This window comes from Helicobacter sp. UBA3407 (assembly GCF_949747025.1).
GTDB classification, from domain to species: domain Bacteria; phylum Campylobacterota; class Campylobacteria; order Campylobacterales; family Helicobacteraceae; genus Helicobacter_D; species Helicobacter_D ganmani.
Map to the genome: position 1 here is coordinate 1 of NZ_CATKCB010000178.1, position 1701 is coordinate 1701.

Annotated in this window: 3 protein-coding genes; all 3 read right to left on the reverse strand. The window is 36.0% G+C overall.

Annotated elements, in window-relative coordinates; genetic code table 11:
* Positions 1–382: 382 nt before the first annotated feature.
* The gene (locus tag Q1553_RS06685) at positions 383–721 is read right to left on the reverse strand and encodes a hypothetical protein (protein ID WP_115552034.1); all 339 of its coding nucleotides are present in this window, start codon (positions 719–721) and stop codon (positions 383–385) included.
* 16 nt (positions 722–737) lie between these two features.
* Complete coding sequence (gene rpiB / locus Q1553_RS06690) at positions 738–1160, reverse strand: ribose 5-phosphate isomerase B (protein WP_115552035.1); 423 nt, start codon at positions 1158–1160, stop codon at positions 738–740.
* 8 nt (positions 1161–1168) lie between these two features.
* Positions 1169–1701: site-2 protease family protein (locus tag Q1553_RS06695; protein WP_300842841.1), on the reverse strand; the 533-nt coding region annotated here is incomplete at its 5' end.

The window sequence follows — 1701 nt, forward strand, 5'->3', positions numbered from 1 at the left end:
CAAAGCTTTTGTAAGCTTCACCCTCACCCTAATCAATCAAGTAAGATCTAGCTTTGGAATATTCTAACCTAACAAAGCTAGACCAAAATTTTAGCAAAAAGGGGGGGGGGGGGTGTCAAGTGCTTTTTTAAGAAATTTTTAATTTAATGTGTTTCTCTGCTTTTTTCTTTTTGTGTTTTGATTGCTTGAAAGTTCATTGTTTGCATTGTTTGTTCTTTGTTTCTTAAATATTTGAGAGGAGAAAATTTTTGTTTATTTTTTATGAAAATTTTATTGCAAAAAAGAGTAAAAGTGTAATAGAGATTACAAGAAAGAATGCAAAAAGATAAAATCTTATGGTAAGATTGTGGAATGAGATGAGGTTAAGTTTGAAAACCAAAGCCTATAACAAGGCTTCAATTTTTTGTTCTAAATCTTTAATTTTACTTTTGTATTTCTCGCTCTCTACACGATATTGTGAGTTACGCTGTTTGAGGGCTTTTACTTCATTACGCAAGGAAGTGATTTCATCGGTAAGAATATCAATGTTTCCCAAAGCTCTTTGAAGCTGTAATTGGTGTTTGCGGATTAAAATTTCAGCTTCTTGTAGTGTTAATTTCATCACGGCACTATTTTTTTCTTCTTTTTGGGCAACACTTTTATAAAAAAAGGTTTTTACTACCATAAACAAAACGAATAGAATAAATGCCGTTAAAAATAACCATTGCGTAAATTGTGCCATTTTATTTCCTTAAAAGTTATAATTTCCCTATACGACAGGTATGCCTACCACCTTCAAACACTCCCTCGCAAAAACTTTTTAAAATCTGTTCTACCATACCCTCCCCTACAACGCGTGCGCCCAAGCACAGCACATTTGCGTCATTATGTGCTCGGCTCATTGCAGCACTATAAGGCTCATTGCAGAGTGCTGCGCGGATACCTTTATGACGATTAGCAGCAATACTCATTCCAATTCCGCTTCCACAAATCAAAATTCCAAAACTTTTATCATTTTTCAAAACATTTTCACATAAGAGATTAGCAAAATCCGGATAATCCACGCGATTAGAATCGCTAGGTCCCAAATCCTCCACACTATGCCCCATTTCCCCTAATGTTTGAACCACAAAAGCCTTTAATGTAAATCCCGCGTGGTCGCTTGCGATAAAAAATTTCATTCTCTCTCCTATAATAGCAAGTTTATAATTGTCTGCACAGGCACAGAAATTATACTAGATAAAGGTGTGCTTAAGATAATCATTAACACCACCATACCCACCATTGGCGGCACTCTCTCAAACAATCTTGCAAAAAAATCATTCCGAAACATCAACCCAAGATAAGCAAGCACATTTGAGCCATCTAAGGGCGGAATTGGGATTAGGTTAAATACAGCCAAAACAACATTATAAATCAATAATTGTAAGAAAAAATAAATCACAAGCAGGGCAACAAAATTTGGATTAGAAAAATATTCAAAAAATCCCGCTAAGATTCCACCATTAAAGGCATAAATCAAAAGAGCGGTTAGAATCGCTAAGGCAAAATTATACGCCACACCTGCGATAGAAACCGCAAAAGCCCCAAAATATCCTCCTCTATAAATCACGCGGTCCATTCGCACAGGCACAGGTTTCGCCCAACCAAACAAAAAAGGCGCATTCACAAGGAACAACAAAGCAGGCAACAAGATAGAACCCACTAAATCTATATGTAGCA

What these genes read in the sequence shown, in the direction of transcription:
- Q1553_RS06685 (WP_115552034.1), bottom strand. Translation starts at nt 721, where the DNA reads ATGGCACAATTTACGCAATGGTTATTTTTAACGGCATTTATTCTATTC.
- rpiB (WP_115552035.1), bottom strand. Translation starts at nt 1,160, where the DNA reads ATGAAATTTTTTATCGCAAGCGACCACGCGGGATTTACATTAAAGGCT.